The sequence below is a fragment of the Planctomycetota bacterium genome, assembly GCA_039182125.1.
Taxonomy (GTDB): Bacteria; Planctomycetota; Phycisphaerae; order Tepidisphaerales; family Tepidisphaeraceae; genus JBCDCH01.
Genome location: JBCDCH010000013.1, coordinates 35,109 through 48,417, shown reverse-complemented (window position 1 = coordinate 48,417; position 13,309 = coordinate 35,109). Strand labels below are relative to the sequence as shown.

Sequence of the window (13,309 nt, the reverse complement as noted above, 5' to 3'; positions counted from 1 at the left end):
CGGGGTTGCTGGGTGTGTTGGTCCTATGCGGCGGCGGCGTCGAACACGTCGGCGTTGCGAAGGTCGCGCAGGGCGTCCTCGAAGTCGCTGTCGTTGGCGTCGATCCACGCGGCGGCGTTGAGCGCTTGCTCATCGGACATGCCGGCGTAGGCGCGTAGGTCGCGTTGGCAGGAACGGACCAGAGCGGTGAGCTTTTCTTCGGCGATCGCGTGGTCCTGGCGAGCACGGTCGCGATCGGGGCCGCGTTGCGAAGCCTGCTTGCGGATCGGCCACACCACCGACCGGACCTGCGCGGCGTGGTAGATCATCACCACCTCGACGTTGGACTTGCCGCGTAGGTTGGGATGGCGGCGGCGGAGCAGTTCGGGGAAGTCGGCCGCTTGCTCATGCTCGCGTGAGTCGTCGGCGGACTCATCCACGGCATCGCGCACCACAGCGACCACGGCACCGAGCGACGGCTTGTACCCGGCGCGGTGGTTGCCGTCGCCCCGGTAGGCCGCGAACAGCTCCTGCTCGACGCGGTCCCAGCGGTAGCGGCGGAGTGCCGTCACCCACTGCTCCAACTCGGCCTCGTTGAACTTGCCGGGCCAGAGGCCCTTGTCGGCGTCGTTGAGTCTGTCGACCAGTTGGTCAGCTTGCTCGTCGGTCATGGGTCTGCTCCCGTTTGGCTTTGAGGCGTTGCTTGACGGTTTCGTTGGTGGCGTTGGCGCGTTGCCTGCGGTCGTCGGCGTAGCTCCCCGGCCCGGCGCGGGGCTGGAGGTCAATGCCGTTGTTCCAGTCGTCGAGCTCGTTCCGCACGCAGCCGACCGCAAAGTTCGGGCGGCGGAACGGCGGTTTGCCGTCGGACTTGCCCCGGGCGATGAGCCGATCCACGGCCTGCGGGATCAGGCGGTCGGGGCGGACCTGGGCGTCGCCGTGTGGGATCGGTGGTCGGTGTGCGAGGGTTTCGCAAAGCCGGACGATCTCGCGGTGCTCGTTGGCGGCGGTGTCGAGCGGCTTGCCCCTGCCCCGCGGCGTTGGCTCGCGGCTCCAGCGGTCGAACGCCTCGATCGCGGCGGGCACGCTGTCGGGCGGCGGCTCGGCATCGCGGCGGTCGGAGGCGGCGCTGCGCGCTGCTGCGGCCTGCTCGGGCGTGGCGATGTCCGGCTCGTCGGTCGGCTCGACTTCACCCGGCGGCTCGGGCCCCTGGGGGCCAGTGGGGGAAATTGGTGAGGTGGGGTCTGGTCTGGTCTGGTGGGCAGACTTTCGGCTGCTGTCCGGCTGCCGCTCGGCTGCCATGCAGCAAAAATGGTCTTTGACGTGTTTCGTAGACGGTTTCGCCGGCAGCCACTCGGCACCCGCGACCTTGCGGAGCAGGCGCTTGAGGTGCATCTCCGGCAGGTGCTCGTAGTAGTCGTGGACGTACAGCGTGTCGTCGTGCTCGTCGAGCAGGCCGACCTCGATCATCGCCGCGGCGAACTCGCCCTCCTCGCCCTCCCACTCGGCGGCGGCCTCGACGTCGATCGCGTCGCCGACGTCGTCGCGTAGCGCATCGTGGGCGCTCATCCACAGAAGTTCGAGGTGGCCGATCGCGTGAGCGCGCGGCAGTTTGAGCAGTCTGGACAGGCGCAGGATTTTACGGTTGGTGCGGGCTTGGGACAGTGCCATCACGCACACTCCTTTCGGCGGGCTTCGCGGACGGTGCCGTCGAACTGGTGGCCGACGTGGTAGCCGCCGCAGTAGTCGCAGCGGTACGCCGCGACGCGGTACTTCCCGGTTTTGCGTTGACGTTGGTTCAGGCCGCGGGCGTGTTTGCGCGCGCTGCGGCGTGTGGCGTGACGCACCTTCCCGGTGCACGATCGCTCGCGGGAGAAGTCAGGCATCGGACACCTCCGGCGTTTGGTAGCGAACCTCGTAGCCCGCGACGCGGTTTCCCCATACGAGTGCCTGGCGGATGGCCGCCGGTGTTCGTTTCAGTCGGCGGGCGGCTTCGGCCTGGCTGGGGAAGTCACCGATGCCAACGACCGTCACGGGCCGGCAATGACTAGCGCGCGGTGGAACATTGCGAGCGGCCCGGCGTTTCGGGTCACCGTTGTGGAACCGACAACCCCGGTACTCGGCTCCGGTGCGGACCGCCTCGCGGATCAGTTGCGGATCTCCGCGCCACTTGCCGAACCCGAGAAAATCAGCGCACTCCTCGGCCGTCTCTCGTTTGGCGACGGGCACCTCGATGAGCCGGGTCTTGCCGCGGGCGACGCGCTTGGTACTAGCGATGGTGATCGTGATCACGACTGCACCTCCGCGGGACGTGGTGCCCAATCGGGCCACGCTTCGGTGATGCTGTAGGCAGTGATCCAGCCGTCGAGGTCGTACTCACCTCCAGCACCAACGTGCCCACTCGCCAGCCGTCCCGCGGCCAGCGACTCGGCAGGGTTGTTGTGGACGTGGTCATGGCAGGCCCGGCAAGCCGCGACGCAGTTGTCCGGGTCGAGGTAGTCCCCGCCCCGACCGCGCGGGCGGACCTCATGGACGTCGACCGCGTGGCTTGTGCATACGCCCACCACGCGGAGCTGGCACCGGCCCTTGTCCCGTGCGAGCACGCGGACGCGGACGGCCTTGCGGATCAACCGCTCGGCCTCACGCTTGGCCGACATCGGGCGGAGCTTGGTGCGGCGGGTGAGTTGGGACGTTCCGCGCTTGAGCGGTGTCGTGCGTTGGAGGGCGGTGCGCTTCACTGGCCACCCCCGTCCCACTCAACCTGCTTCCGACGGCAGTGCTCGACCTGGGCGGCGGTCAGCCAGCCAGCGAACCGGTGTACCAACGTGCGACGGTTGTTGCCCTGGTCGATGATGACGGCGACCACGACGCGGCTCACGATGACCATGAGGCGGTCGGGCCACTCGGGCACCTCGACGTAGTCGGGCATGCTCCCGGGGTTAGTCGGCGGGCTCATGAAGCACCACCTACCGGGGACGACAACGGGGACGACGACTGGCGCGTTTGCGCGTCTCGGGTTCGGTGTACTCGCGTAGGACGTGCGCGTTTCCGACTTCGCAGCGGGCGAGAATCGGCGTTTGTTCGTGCGGCACGCGTTAGCGCACGATGCATGACACGCAAGAGGTCACAGGTTCGAGCCCTGTATCGCCCATCCTTTTCTTGACTGTTCGGCCGTTGGACCTGTGAGGGTTCTGCGGCCGATTTGTTTGGGGCGGTTATCGGCGGGAGGAGAACGCGAGGTTCGCGGGTGAAATTCATCGCTCTTTGGAAAAGTCGGCCGAGTCGGGGCCTTTGACGGTCGATGACTTCGGAAGCACGCGTTGTGCAACCGAAGGCATCGTTCGGCCTCGTGGGTCGAGACGATGTTTCAAGGAGTGCCCGGATGATTCACACGACGGCCGAGCTGCTGGAGATGGACTTCGGCAACCCGATCGAAGCCACCGACATGTTGGTGCACAAGGGCTGCGCGATGCTCGGCATGCCCACGGGCATCGTCGCGCGGCAGGCCGGCACCCGAGACCGCGGGTGTGAGGTGGTAATCGCGCATGGCAACGCACGCATCGCGGGCCTGGACGGGCTGCTCGATGCGGTGCTTGATGCATGCACCAACGCCGGCGGACCGATCGCAGTCGCCGGCACCAGCGAAATGCCCGGTGGGCTCGACACGATTTGTGAAGCCGGCGGGGTCCGCAGCCTCATCGCCGCTCCGGTTACGGTCGACGGTAAGCACTGGGGGTTGGTTCTCTTTGCTTCCGAGCAACCCCGTACGTCCGGCTGGACCGACGCGGATCGCTCGTACATACGCGTACTCGCCTCGCTGTGCCGGCTGTTCCATGTGCAGGTGCTCGACGCGATCCAACAGCGCGACAAAGCGTCGCACGACCTGCGGCTAATCCTCGATCACGTGCCATCGTTGGTGTTCTTCAAGGACGACAAGAACACGATCCTGCAGACGAACAAAGCGGCGGCGGACAGCCTCGGGCTCAAGCCCGAAGAAGTCGCGGGCCGGCCGGCCGAGGACTTTTACGACCACGCCGACCTGTACCTCGCCGACGACCTGGAAATCTTGCGCAGCGGCGAGCCGAAGCTCGGCTACATCGAGCCGTACTCGAGCGCGGACGGGCTGCGATACATCCAAACGGACAAGATCCCCGTGGCGACCGGGCCGGGGGAGCCGAACCGAATCCTGGCAATCGCGACGGACATCACCGACCGCGTACTCGCCGATGAGAAACGACTGCGCTACGAGGACGCATTGCGGGCGGCCAAGTCGGCGGCGGAGTTGGCGGACCAAGCCAAGAGCGCTTTCCTGGCCAACATGAGCCACGAGATCCGCACGCCGATGACCGCCATCCTCGGCTACGCGGAGTTGCTGCTCGACCCAATGCTGGACGACGCCGAGCGAAGCAACTCGATCGAGAACATCCGCCGCAACGGCGGCCACTTGCTCGGATTGATCAACGACATCCTCGACCTGTCCAAGATCGAAGCGGGACAACTTCAAACCGAATCACTACCGATCCGCGTTACAGATTTGATCGATGACGTCGTTGCAACGATCGGCCCCAAGGCACGCGAAAAAGGTCTGTCGATCGATGTCCGGGCCACGACTCCGATCCCCGAGACGTTCCACACCGACCCGCTACGCCTGCGACAGATCGTGTTGAACCTGGCCAACAACGCCGTGAAGTTCACCGAGCATGGCGGCGTCACGATCGAGCTCTCGTGCGACGCCTCCGACGCGGACCATGCCCGACTCGGGATCGCCGTGAGCGACACCGGCATCGGCATGTCGCCCGACCAACTCGAAAAGCTATTCACCCCGTTCCAACAGGCGGATCGGTCGACGACCCGCAAGTTCGGCGGTACCGGGCTGGGGCTGGCCATCAGCCGGCACCTGGCCCGACACCTCCATGGTGATATTGACGTGACCTCCGACGCCGGTGTCGGCACGACCGTAACCCTACACCTCGACATCGGCGCCTCCGCCGCACTCGACATGACCGACTACAACCCCACCGCCAACGCGATCTCGAACCACACGCCCGATGGCCAACCGATCGCCCCGGTCGGCAAGCCGCTCAACGGCGTCCGCATTCTCTTGGCCGAAGACGGTCTCGACAACCAGCGGATCATCAACGCGTTCCTCACTTCCGCCGGCGCGGCGGTGACGATCGTCGAGAACGGTCAACTCGCGGTCGATGCCGTACTCGAAGGTCGGCGGGCGAGCGACGATACCGAGCCGTTCGACGCGATCCTCATGGACATGCAGATGCCGGTGCTCGACGGCTATGGCGCGAGCAACACACTGCGACATCACGACTTCGAGCGGCCCATCATCGCGCTCACCGCTCACGCCATGGTCGACGAGCCATCGCGGTGCATGCTCGCGGGCTGTGACCTGTATCTGAGCAAGCCGATCGACCGCAACACGCTGGTCAATTCCGTTGCCGACATCATCGCCGAGTACCGCAACCGCCAGCCGGCGGGCGCGCCCAACGCGCTGATCTCACCGGCGCCCGTTGACGATCTCGCCACGGGTAAGCCGATCCAAGCCATCACCAGTCCGATGGAGCACGACCCGGACCTGGCCCCGGTGCTAAGGGCGTTCGTGGAGCGGTTGCCGCAGATCGCGACCGACCTGCACCTGACGCTCGTCGCCAGCGATTACACGACGCTCCACCGGCTGACCCACCAGCTCAAAGGGGCCGGCGGCTCCTACCAACTGCCGCAGATCACCACCGCCGCCGAACGGCTCAGCCACATCGCCGAAGCCCGTCCCGCCCCGGACGTCCTCGAGACCGCCGTCAACGAACTCATCAGCGTCCTGCGCCGCGTCAAGGGCTTCGACGACACCGGATGCAAATGCGCGGCGGCTTAACCGAGCCCCTGTGACTACGCCCGGCTCACGCGGAAGTTGTCCCACGTGTAGGCACCGCCACTGACGTTGGCCTGAACCTCGACCTGCAGCGTACTGCCAGTGATACCGGTGAGCGTGGCGACGAAATCATCAGGCACACTTCCGCGGAAGGTGGCGATGATCTGGGCCGAGCCACCGTCTACGCGAACCAGGACATTGAGGCGATCACCGTCATCGAGTTCACCAATGCTCGCCAAGTCCAGCGACAGATCCACCGGGCCGCCCGAGATGTCAAAGCGGTTGGTGTACCACGTGCGGAAGCCGTCGGTATCGGTCGCACGGAACACGTCGTCCTGCACGCTAAAGTTGGGTGCGCCGCGGAAGGTGTTCCAGGTGGCGGTGTCGAAGGTGCCGGTGGTTGCGCTGTTGGCTTCGTCGAACGACTCGGCGTAGAGCGACGTGGCGGGATCGTCGACGATGGTGGCACCCTCGATGATCTCGACGTCGTCGGCGATGTTGTCGTTCTCGCTGGGAGCGCCGTCGTTAGCCTGCCCGTCGAAGCTCACGGTGATCGGGCCGTCGGGACGATCCGGGCCGCTGGAGATCTCGGTGAATCGGACCGTGTCTTGCCCATCGCCGCCTGAAATGTCCTGAGCGCTGGGGCCGTTCTGGAACAGGTCATCGCCGGCGTCGCCAAACAAGGTGGCACGCGGGGCGTCGAGATCGAGCTCGGCGGTTTCGAGCGTGTCGTTGCCCTCGCCGCCGCGGGCCAGAAGCGTTGCGCGATCGGCGCCGCGAATGCGGTCGGCACCGTCACCACCGTTGGTGGTGGCGCTGGCGTCGTCGCGAACCACGAGGAAGTCGTCGCCCTCGCCGCCGTTGATCACGCCGACGCCGCTGCGGAAGATCACACGGTCGTCGCCAAGCCCGGCGTTAACAGTCACGTTCAGGCCTTCGCCGATGTCACCGACCGGCTCGAACATGTCGAAGTTGTCCGGACCGCCGAGCAGGTTGACCAGCACGTCGCGTGTTTCGTAAGTGCCGGCCGTGGGACCGTTGAGGATTTGCACGCCGACGCCACCGCCGTCCAGTTCGATCGCACGCAACCGGATCAACTCGCCGGACTGAGTGCCATCGATTTGCAGAACACCGTCGACGACCTCGGCGGTGACTTGTTCCGGACCGTTGGGCTGCGTGATGCGCAGGTTGTCGATGCGGAACGAGCCCTGCTCGGCGCGGAACTGCCACTCGAGCTTGAGCCTTCGAACATCGACGTCCTCGGCGGTAATCTGGAACGTGCCGTTCTCACCACGCACGATGCCGAACTGGACCTGCGGTTGGTTGAAATCCGGCGTATAGGTGAAGCGAGCGTAGTCGCTGGCTGCAAGGTTCTCGGCAGTGACGGTCAGGGTGATGTCGACTGTCCCGTTGATCTCAATGTCGTTGGTGAACCAGGAGACGACGCCGTCGGTATTCTCTACGAGCAGCGCCCCGTCGCGGACCTCAAAGGTGCCGGCACCCAGCCCGCCACGGAAGGTCTGCCATGCCGCGGGATTCAGACCGCTCGGAGACACGATTTGCCCGGTGGTGCTACCGGTGGGTTCGGTGAAGTCTTCGAGGTAGAGTGTGTTGGCACCGCTGCCGTCGTCGAAGCCCGCATTGAGGATTTGCTCGACATCGTCGCGGATGTTGTCGCCCTCGCCGGGACCCCCGTCGTTGGCCAGGTTGTCGAGCGTGACGAAGAACGGGCCGTCACTGTCGACTCGACGGCTGTAGTTGACGGTGTCTGTGCCGGATCCGCCGGAGAAGTCGTCCGCGCCGCGTCCAGAGAACAGTGTGTCGTTGCCAGATCCGCCTTGGACGACACGCGTGGCGTCGGGCTCAGGGTCGGAGCCGGGTGCAACGGTGCTGAACTCGTCGTCGCCGTCACCGCCGATGAGCGTGCTGCTGCCGGAGCCGACGACGAACGTGTCGTTGCCGGTGCCGCCGTCAGCGATGCCGCGGTCGATGGTGATCGAGTCGTTGCCCGCATTGCCGAGAAGTGATGCGTCGGGCGTTCGCGCGAACAGGCGGTCATCGCCGTCGCTACCGATGATCGTCGCGGGCTTGGACTCGGCATCAAACTCGCCGCCGGAGGTGGCGATCGCACCCAGCCGGTCGCTGCCCGCGCCACCATCTATGAAGATGGTGTCGAAGTCGCCCGCGGCGATTTCCGTCACGACCACATTGTCGATGAGCACCAAGTAGATCGTGCCGTCGGTGTTGGAGCGACGATCGACAAAGACATCGTCGTCGCCGGAGGTGCCGGTGATCTGCAACTGTCGATCGACGATTTCGATGTTGACCTCGTCGGATGAGGTTTGCCCAGCTGTGACAGCGACATTGTCGAGCGTGTAGGTGCCGACAACCGCTTTGAACTGGACCTCAAGCTTCAGCGTCGAGCCGATGATGCCGGTCGCGGTTGCGGTGAGACTGCCGCTGGTGCCGCGGGTGAAGGCGAACTGCTGGTTGGACCCGCCGTCGACGCGGTAGAGGAAGTTGGCGAGATCGTCCGGGCCGAGGCCGGTGCCGGTAAGGTCGATGCTGATGCCCACCGGCCCAGCGCCGGAGATGTCGAGGTCGTTGGTAAACCAACTGACGAACCCGGTCGTGTCCTCGATGACCAGCACACCGTCCTGCACCGCAATGCCGCCATCGGGCTGGAAGGTCCGCCATGTACCGACCGGGGTGAGGTTGCCGGTTGTGGAGCCGTCGGCTTCGTCGAACGGCTCTTCGTAGAGCGGCACCGACGGCTGACCGACGACGGTCGCGCCGAGCACATTTTCGACGTCGGTGCCAATGTTGTCGTTTTCCGGAACGTCGAATGTATCGGTTTGGGGGAAGATGTCGGCACTGCCGTCGTTGGACTGGCCGTCGAAGCTGACGGTGATGTCTTCGCCTGTGCGTGCGGTGTAGTCGACAGTGTCGTTGCCACTGCCGCCGTTGAAGGTCTCGGTGACCTTGCCGCTGACGAGCGTGTCATTGCCGGCGCCGCCGTTGATGGTGATGTCCGCGGTCTGCGGGCCTTGAGTGCCGAAGACTTCGTTGCCTGTGATCACGCGATCGTTGCCATCACCGAGATCGACGTTGACGGTTCCTCTGTTCTGGCCGGAGAGGTCGACCACGTCGTCGTCGGGCCCGGCGTCGACGGTGACCTCGGGCCGGTCGAACGAGTTGCCGATCTCGAAGAAGATGATCGTGTCAGCGCCCGCGCCGCCGGACACGTTGGCGGAGGCTCTGCCGAACGCGGCAGTGGTGCTGAGGTTGATTATATCATCGCCCTCTCCGCCGTCGGCGATGATGAAGCCGCCGGTAGCGCTGATGAAGTCATCGCCCTCTTCTCCGAAGAGCCGAAATGCGCTTTCGGAGTCGCTCCCTCTGAGAGTGTCGTTGCCCGCGCCGCCGTAGCCAGTGAAGCCGAACGGGAAGCCGGTTGCGGGCGAGAGGCGGTCGTCGCCCGCATCGCCGTAGGCGATCACGGTGGTCCGGCTGCGGACCGTGTCATCGCCCGCGCCACCGCGGACTTCGCCGTCCAGGCCGAACCCGGTGACGTCGTCATTCCCGAGACCGCCATCGATGAAGACATTCTTCGCATCGTCGTCGAAGCCGCCGATATCGTCGTTGAATCCGGCCTGAACTTCGAGGGTATCGTTGCCGCCGAGGCCGAGAACTTCGATGGCGTCGAAGCTGTCCGGGTCGAAGGACTGCACGAACTCCCCGCCGACCGACACGTCGTAATCCCTGCCGTTGGCGAAGCGATTGACGAGGACTTCGTCGTCGCCTTCGGTGCCGGTGACGCGCAGGACGCGGTCGTCGATGGTGATGCTCACTTCATTAGTGCCGGTACCTTGCGCAGTCACGGCAAAGTTGTCGAGGGTGAACTGACCTTGGAGGGCCTGGAACTGGACCTCGATCTTGAGCGTGTCGCCGGTGAGGCCTTCGGCGGTTGCGGTCAGGCTGCCGTCGGTGGCGCGGACGAACGCGAACTGCTGGGTCGCACCACCGTCAAGCCGGTAGATGAAACGGGCCAGATCGTCGGCACCGAGGTTGGTCCCGACCAGGTCGAGGCTGACGTCGACGGGCCCCTGGCCGGCGATGTCGAGGTCGGAGGTGAACCAGCTGACGAAGCCTTCGGTGTTGGTCGCGAGCAGCTTGCCGTCGGCGACGCGCAGGCGCTGCTGCAGGTCGGGCGCGTTGCCGGCACCCAGGAAGGTGCGCCATGTGCCCGTGGGCGTGAGCGTGCCGCTGTTGGCCCCGTTGGGCTCATCGAACGGCTCGGCAAAGAGCGTTTGGCTCGGCCCGTCGTCCTCGACGCCCAAAGCAACTTCGACATCATCGCGGATGTTGTCGCCCTCGCCTTCGGCCCCGTCGTTGGCCACGTTGTCGAAGGTGACATTGAACGGCCCATCGGTGCGTTGGGTGTAGTCGACGGTGTCGGTGCCAGCACCGCCGGTGAAGTCGTCGGCCGAGACGCCCGAGACGAGCGTGTCGTTGCCCGCCTCACCCAGAAGCGTGAAGCCGGAGGCGACTCCGTCGAACTGGCTCGTGTCGAACCGGTCGTTGCCATCACCGCCCCGGACCAGCGCAGGCCCGTTGGGGGTGCGAATGATCACGGTATCGTTGCCGGCACCGGCGTCGATGGTCACCGGGCCAGTACCGAACGATGCGCCCGCTTTGGTGATCGTGTCGTCACCGGTGCCCGCGTCGACGGTGCCACTGAAGATGGTGATGTCATCGTTCCCGCCGCCGCCGAAGAGCTGAGCCGAGGCTTCGTTGGAGCCGCTGATGATGTCGTTGCCGTCGCCGCCGCGAACGATTCCGCCGCCGAGTCCGGTGCGGAGGCTGTCATCGCCGAGGCCACCGTTGATCTCGTTGTTCGACGACGCACCGCCGACGATCGTGTCGTTGCCCGTACCACCATTGACGGTGACCGGAATGCCCGTGGGCAGACCGCTCACCTCGCGGAAGTCGTCGTCGCCGTCGCCGAGATTGGCCAGCACATTGCTCGCATCGAACCGGCCACGATCCACACCATTGGCGACAATGCGTACGTCGTTGGTGCCATCAGCAATCCGCTGGACGGTGATCACGTCGTCACCGGAGGTGCCCGTGATGAAAACGGTGTCGCCGTCCCGCTCGACGGTGACTTCTTCCGCCGTGCCCTCCGTGGTGACCGCGACGTTGTCGAGGGTGTAGACCGCGGGGCTGCCGCCGGCGGTGCGGAACTGGAACTCGAGCTTGAGCGTGTCGCCGATGATGCCTCCGGCGGTGGCGGTGAGGCTGCCGTCGGTGCCGCGGGTGAAGCCGAACTGCTGGAGCGGTCCGCCATCGACACTGTAGGTGAAGCGGGCCAGGTCGTCGGGGCCGATGTCGGTGCCGGTCAGGTCGGCCGAGATGCTCACCGGGCCCGCGCCGGCGATGTCCAGGGGCGTGGTGAACCAGGAGGTGAAGTCGACGGTGTCGGCGATGCGGAGCTGGCCGTTCTGCACGGCGATGCCGCCGTTGGGCGCGAAGACGCGCCACGCGCCGGCCGGGTCGAGCGTGCCGTTGGTCGAGCCGTTGGGCTCGTCGAAGGGTTCGGAGAAGAGCGGCGTGCCGTCGCTCGGCGGGTTGCCCTGCAGCTGCTGGATCACCTGAAGGTTTCGGAACGACACGGTCGTAAATTCCGATGGGATGTCGCGGACCAGCAGGCGGATCTCCAGCGCGAGCGTTTGGCCGGTGAGGGCGGGCGATTGGACTTTCAGCCCGACGTCGCCGGGCTCGTCGAAGCGTCGGTACTCGACGAACTCGCCGCCGTCGAGGCGGTAGCCGAAGGAGACGAACTCGCCCTCGATCGCACGTCGGCCCATGTCCCAGTTGATGGTGACCGGCCCGCCGCTGATGTCGAAGGACTCGGTGCGGAAGGTCGAGACCTGCTCGTCGGTGTCGGTGGCGAAGAGTCGGGTGCCGCCGACGGTGAAGTACGGCGTGCCCGCCCCGCTGTTCTCCAGCGTCCACGGCGTGCCGTTGCTCAGCTGGCCCTCGGAGGAGAACTGCGGCTCGTCGAAATACTCGAAGGCGATCAGTTGCGGTGCGCCCTCGGCGTCGGCGTCCTTGGTGTCGGCACCGAAGACCGCCTCGATGTCGGCGTTGACATTGGCGTTGGTGCCGGTCGGCCCGTCGTCGGCGATGCCGTCGCGGGTGACGGTGATGTCGACGGCGGGGTCGAGTTGCGTGAAATCGAGGATGTCGACGCCGCTGCCGCCGATGTACTCGCTGGGGGCGGTGCCGCCCAGAAGCGAGTCGTTGCCGGCTTCGCCGTCGAGGACGGTCGCGCCGGTACCGCTGAGGGTGTCGTCGCCTTCGCCACCGCGAAGCGTAACTTGGCGGTCTTCGCCGCGGCCGAGCCCGGCGCTGACCCTGTCATCACCCGCTCCGCCCAAGAGCGTCATGCGTTCGTTGTCGCCGGTGTCGGGTGAGTCGCCTGCGGAGACGGTGTCGTCGCCCGCGCCGCCGTCGCCGAGGCTGCTGCCGGCGACGATTTGCAGGTTGTCGTTGCCGAGGCCGCCAAAGAACTCGACCGTGCCACCGCTGAAGCCTGTGTTGTTGGTCAGTGAATCGTCCCCATCCTCACCGTGGGCTTGACCCCGGCCGATGATGATGTTGTCGTCGCCTTCGCCGCCGAAGACGGTGGGCGTTCCGTAGAACAGGCCGATGGTGTCGTCGCCGGCATCGCCGAAGGCGAGGACGGTGCGTCGGATGGTGTACGCGAAGGGCCGGCCAATGATGTCGTCACCGTCGCCGCCACGAAGGGTAGTGAGGTACTCGCCCTCGGCGCGCGTGTCGGAGTTGTCAGAGAACGTGTCGACACCACCATCGCCGAACGCTTCGTGGTTACCCAGGCCGTTGAGACTGTCGTCGCCCTCGCCGCCGCGGAGGATGTCCTTGGGTCCGTTGTTGAATGAAACGAGGGCGTCGTTGCCTGCGTCGCCGAAGAGTTCGTCGTTACCGTCGGAGCTGGTTTGGAGAAAGTCATCGCCCGCGCCGCCGCGGACAGTTGCGGCGTCGTGGCCACGCAGGTCCTTGAGATTGATGTTGTCATCGCCCGGCCCGGCGTCGATGACCAGGTCGTAGCCGCTGGACACGAGCGACCCAAGCCCCACGCGATCGACACCGCCGCCAAGGTTCAACTCGATCCGCTGCAGATCGGCGACCGGCCCCGAGCGGAAACTGAAGTCGCCAACGAAAACGAACAGCTCGCCGTTGCTGGGGCTCGAGGTAACCGTGACGGTTTCGTCGGCGTCGGTCGTGTTGACCGTGAGTACGCCTTGATCGAAACCGGCGGTCACCGCCAGCAGTTTCCTCGTTTCCAAATTCTCGACAACGGCGGCGGCGGAACGGCGGAGGGCATTGCGTGTGGAGGTGGGCATTTTCAGGGGTTGGGGTACGGGTGGA

Annotated in this window: 8 protein-coding genes; 1 reads left to right on the top strand and 7 read right to left on the bottom strand. The window is 65.8% G+C overall.

Annotated elements, in window-relative coordinates:
* Positions 1-23: 23 nt before the first annotated feature.
* Genes AAGD32_05230 through AAGD32_05205 form a run of 6 tightly spaced genes read right to left on the bottom strand, consistent with a single transcriptional unit; the run spans position 24 to position 2,932 of the window.
* Entirely contained in the window at positions 24-650 is a 627-nt protein-coding gene (locus tag AAGD32_05230; protein MEM8873644.1) for a hypothetical protein, read from the bottom strand.
* Positions 631-1,647 (bottom strand): hypothetical protein, encoded by a 1,017-nt coding sequence (locus AAGD32_05225; GenBank protein MEM8873643.1) that lies wholly within the window; start codon positions 1,645-1,647, stop codon positions 631-633. Before AAGD32_05225 ends, AAGD32_05230 begins: the two co-directional genes overlap by 20 nt.
* Positions 1,647-1,862, bottom strand: a complete 216-nt coding sequence (locus AAGD32_05220; GenBank protein ID MEM8873642.1) for a hypothetical protein — start codon at positions 1,860-1,862, stop codon at positions 1,647-1,649. Before AAGD32_05220 ends, AAGD32_05225 begins: the two co-directional genes overlap by 1 nt.
* Entirely contained in the window at positions 1,855-2,268 is a 414-nt protein-coding gene (locus AAGD32_05215) for a hypothetical protein (GenBank protein MEM8873641.1), read from the bottom strand. The genes AAGD32_05220 and AAGD32_05215 overlap by 8 nt, the downstream gene beginning before the upstream one ends.
* Positions 2,265-2,714 (bottom strand): HNH endonuclease signature motif containing protein, encoded by a 450-nt coding sequence (locus AAGD32_05210; GenBank protein MEM8873640.1) that lies wholly within the window; start codon positions 2,712-2,714, stop codon positions 2,265-2,267. Before AAGD32_05210 ends, AAGD32_05215 begins: the two co-directional genes overlap by 4 nt.
* Positions 2,711-2,932, bottom strand: coding sequence for a hypothetical protein (locus AAGD32_05205; protein MEM8873639.1), 222 nt, complete (start codon positions 2,930-2,932; stop codon positions 2,711-2,713). Before AAGD32_05205 ends, AAGD32_05210 begins: the two co-directional genes overlap by 4 nt.
* A 426-nt stretch (positions 2,933-3,358) precedes the next feature.
* Here AAGD32_05205 and AAGD32_05200 point away from each other — a divergent pair, with 426 nt between their 5' ends.
* The gene (locus tag AAGD32_05200) at positions 3,359-5,857 is read left to right on the top strand and encodes an ATP-binding protein (GenBank protein ID MEM8873638.1); all 2,499 of its coding nucleotides are present in this window, start codon (positions 3,359-3,361) and stop codon (positions 5,855-5,857) included.
* A 14-nt stretch (positions 5,858-5,871) separates the two neighbouring features.
* Here AAGD32_05200 and AAGD32_05195 read toward each other — a convergent pair whose 3' ends face one another.
* Positions 5,872-13,284, bottom strand: a complete 7,413-nt coding sequence (locus tag AAGD32_05195; protein MEM8873637.1) for a hypothetical protein — start codon at positions 13,282-13,284, stop codon at positions 5,872-5,874.
* Between the last annotated feature and the right edge of the window lie 25 nt (positions 13,285-13,309).

Excerpts from the sequence above, each read along its gene's own strand:
- AAGD32_05230 (MEM8873644.1), bottom strand. The coding sequence starts at position 650 with ATGACCGACGAGCAAGCTGACCAACTGGTCGACAGACTCAACGACGCC.
- AAGD32_05225 (MEM8873643.1), bottom strand. The coding sequence starts at position 1,647 with ATGGCACTGTCCCAAGCCCGCACCAACCGTAAAATCCTGCGCCTGTCC.
- AAGD32_05220 (MEM8873642.1), bottom strand. The coding sequence starts at position 1,862 with ATGCCTGACTTCTCCCGCGAGCGATCGTGCACCGGGAAGGTGCGTCAC.
- AAGD32_05205 (MEM8873639.1), bottom strand. The coding sequence starts at position 2,932 with ATGAGCCCGCCGACTAACCCCGGGAGCATGCCCGACTACGTCGAGGTG.
- AAGD32_05200 (MEM8873638.1), top strand. The coding sequence starts at position 3,359 with ATGATTCACACGACGGCCGAGCTGCTGGAGATGGACTTCGGCAACCCG.
- AAGD32_05195 (MEM8873637.1), bottom strand. The coding sequence starts at position 13,284 with ATGCCCACCTCCACACGCAATGCCCTCCGCCGTTCCGCCGCCGCCGTT.